This is a genomic window from Labrenzia sp. C1B70 (assembly GCF_000475395.1).
GTDB lineage: Bacteria > Pseudomonadota > Alphaproteobacteria > Rhizobiales > Stappiaceae > Roseibium > Roseibium algicola.
In genome coordinates this window covers 1-3,055 of record NZ_AXCE01000039.1, presented here as the reverse complement: position 1 = coordinate 3,055, position 3,055 = coordinate 1, and the positions used below count along the sequence as shown (strand labels likewise).

At 58.7% G+C, this 3,055-nt stretch carries 1 protein-coding gene; it reads right to left on the bottom strand.

Features of this window, described 5'->3' with window-relative positions:
• A partial coding sequence (locus tag Q666_RS57980; protein ID WP_023002279.1) for an AMP-binding protein occupies positions 1-3,055 on the bottom strand: 3,055 nt, incomplete at both ends.

Here is a 3,055-nt window from a genome sequence, read left to right as displayed (position 1 = left end):
CACCGGGCCATCGAGGCTGACAACCGTCTGCACCTTGTAGGCGTCCTCGCCCGTCTCAGCGTCCATCAAGGCATGAAACAGCAAGCCCGACTGAAGGCCCGTCAACGGCCACACCGTCGATAGCAAACTGCCGTAGCGTTGAACAAGCAAGTCGACTTCGTCCTGGGAAACAGCAGCCAGCGGGAAGTCCGAAGGCGACTGACCACCGGCTTTAGACCAGTTGCCGTGTGCTGCCAGCCGGATCAGAGCTTCTTCCCAGAGTGTCCTGAATTCAGCGGTCTCTTTTTCCGAAAGATGTCGGCTGGCAAACCCGAACTCGGTTTGGAGGGAAAAGCCCTTTTCCTCTTCGATCGCCTGACAATCGATGGAAAGCATGTGAGCAAGCGGTGTTGCCGGATCGAAACCACCGCGCATTCCTCCGAAGAGCGATGCCGCGCTCCAAGCACCACCAGCGCCCGCCGGAAAACGACCGAGATAGTTGAAGGCGATCTGCGCCTTGTTTTCGCTCGCAAGTTTGGCGGAAGACTCCTTGTTGAGATACCGCAGCATTCCATAACCAAGGCCATGATCGGGACGTGCGGAGGCTTGCTCCTTGATCTCGATGATGAGCTGCTTCAGGTTCGCGTCGGAGATACCGGAAATGCCATTCCCTGCCGTCGTTACCTCCAGCCGTGCCGGGAAGACGCTAGTGAACCAGCCGACAGTTCGGCTGAGGTCGGCGTCTCCAATCGCTTCGCGTCCATGCCCTTCGACGTCACACAGGATCGGACCACCCGGTTTTCCAAACCTGGAAGTTTTGAAAGCCCCAACGGCAAGGCCAAGTGCCGCCAGAAGCACATCCTGCGGTCCGCAGCTGTAAAGAGCAGGCAGACGGGTCAGGATCTGCTCGGTTTCCTCAGCGCTCAGAAGGCTGGCAAGGGACTTCAACGTCTGAACCGTATCTAGCCTGCGATCCAGATCACCTGCCAGAAAGCGCTCAGCGCCGGATGATAGAAGCGCGCTCCAGTACCCCTCTTCAGATACGCGCGCATCGGAGGCCGCATCGGCTTGCAGCAGCCTGCTCCACGCAGGGAAAGAAGTGCTTTCAGGTTCCAGGCTGATCGGGCGGTCGGCCAACCAATCGTCCCAAGCTGTCCGAAGATCGTCGGTCAGGATGCGCCAGGAGACACCATCGATCACCAGGTGGTGCGCCACAAGCAGAAGCAGACCCGGCTCCATCTGGCCACGGTCAAACCAGATGGCACTGAACACCTTGCCTCTGGAAAGAGACAAGGCCTCAACTGCGGCGGCATGCTCTTCTTCCAGAAGATCTTTCAGCCCGTTTTCATTTTCGATCTCACTCAGGCTGATGTGCTTGACAGGGAAAACATCAGTGAACTCGGCAACCGGAGCAATCTTCATCGCCGGTGTAGTCTTGTTCGCTCGAGCCCGCAGCATCCCGTGCCGCTGGACGATTGCCCCCAGAGCTGTTTGCAGGAATTCGGCATTTACCTCTTTGGGAAGCATCAGACAGGTCGACTGGAAAAAGCCGTCGGCGGGACCACCCAGTTCTGCAAACCAGCGCAGGATTGGCGTCGGCAAAACGGCATCTGGCTCAAACTCCTTCAGTTCATTGACTTCCGGCCCTTCAAGCGTCCTTGCCACGCTCGCAAGCTTTGCAACCGTCTTGTGATCGAAGACGTCTTTCGGTGTTGCCTTGAGACCCTTTCGACGCAACAGTCCAACAAGCCGGATTGCCGATATGCTGTCGCCGCCGAGACCGAAGAAGCTGTCGTCAAGCGCGGGAGGTGAAATGCCGAGCGTTTCGGCAAAAGCGGCGGCTACCGCCTGTTCTGCCGGAGACTGCCGTCTTGTTTCTTCAGCTCTTTGCGGGCGGCTGGGTGCCGGCAGGGCCTTCCTGTCGATCTTGCCGTTCGGAAGCCTTGGCAAGTAGGGCAAGAGGTCTATCTGTGCCGGAACCATATAATCCGGCAGACGGTCGGCGCAGTAGCGCTGCAGCTCTTCTGCACTTGGATCCGATCTTTCCTGCCCGATCACATAGGCAACGAGCCTCGAAGCGCCCTTCCGGTCGCTGTAGACGCTCACGAGACATTGGGCGACATCGCTGCGTTCCAGAAGCACACGTTCGATCTCGCCCGGCTCGATACGTCGTCCCCGGACCTTGACCTGCGCATCACTGCGGCCCAGGAAAAAGAGGTTGCCGTCCTCCGCCCGATAAACAAGATCTCCAGTTCGGTACATTCGCTGTCCGGCACCGGCGAACGGATCGGCGACAAATCTGGAAGAGGTCAGATCCGCAAGGTTCTGATAGCCCCGTGCAAGACCGACACCGCCGATGTACAGTTCTCCAGCCACACCGTTCGGGACGGGCTGAAGCGTTTGATCAAGTACGTAGAGGCTGGAATTCCAGATCGGCAACCCGATGGGCGCGATATCGACTTCCTGAACAGGTGTCAGCGGCAAGCTCATGGAACCGCACACGGTCACTTCCGTAGGGCCGTAAGCATTGACGAGGCAACAACGGTCAGACCATCTGCGAACTTCCGGCACGCTGATGGCTTCACCGGCCGTTACCAGCACACAACCTTCGGGAAGATCTGTCGTCGACATCACGCTCAAGAGGCTCGGCGACAACGTGATATGCGTTACCTGTTGCGCATACATGAATGTCTTCAAGGCCGCGGGATCTGTGAAAGCCTGTCTTGGCCAGATCACAAGACCCGCACCGGAGACCAGTGCCGTGGCGATTTCCGAAAAGGCGGCGTCGAAACTAAAGGATGCGAACTGCGCGACCCGAGACTGTTCCGAAATCGCAAACCGTTCGATCTGGGCATAGGCGAGATTTGAAAGCCCCTCGCGTGTAACGACGACACCTTTCGGCTTACCGGTCGAGCCGGACGTGTAGATGACGTAGGCCGGGTGCGCGGGATCAATCGGCTGTTTCCGGTCGGCATCGGTCGGGGTCGAAGCGGACATCGCAGCCAGCTCGACACCAGTCGCCTCGGCATCCAGCAGCAGAAGCGCCGATGTCGGTGCACCGTCCGTCAAGGCGGCT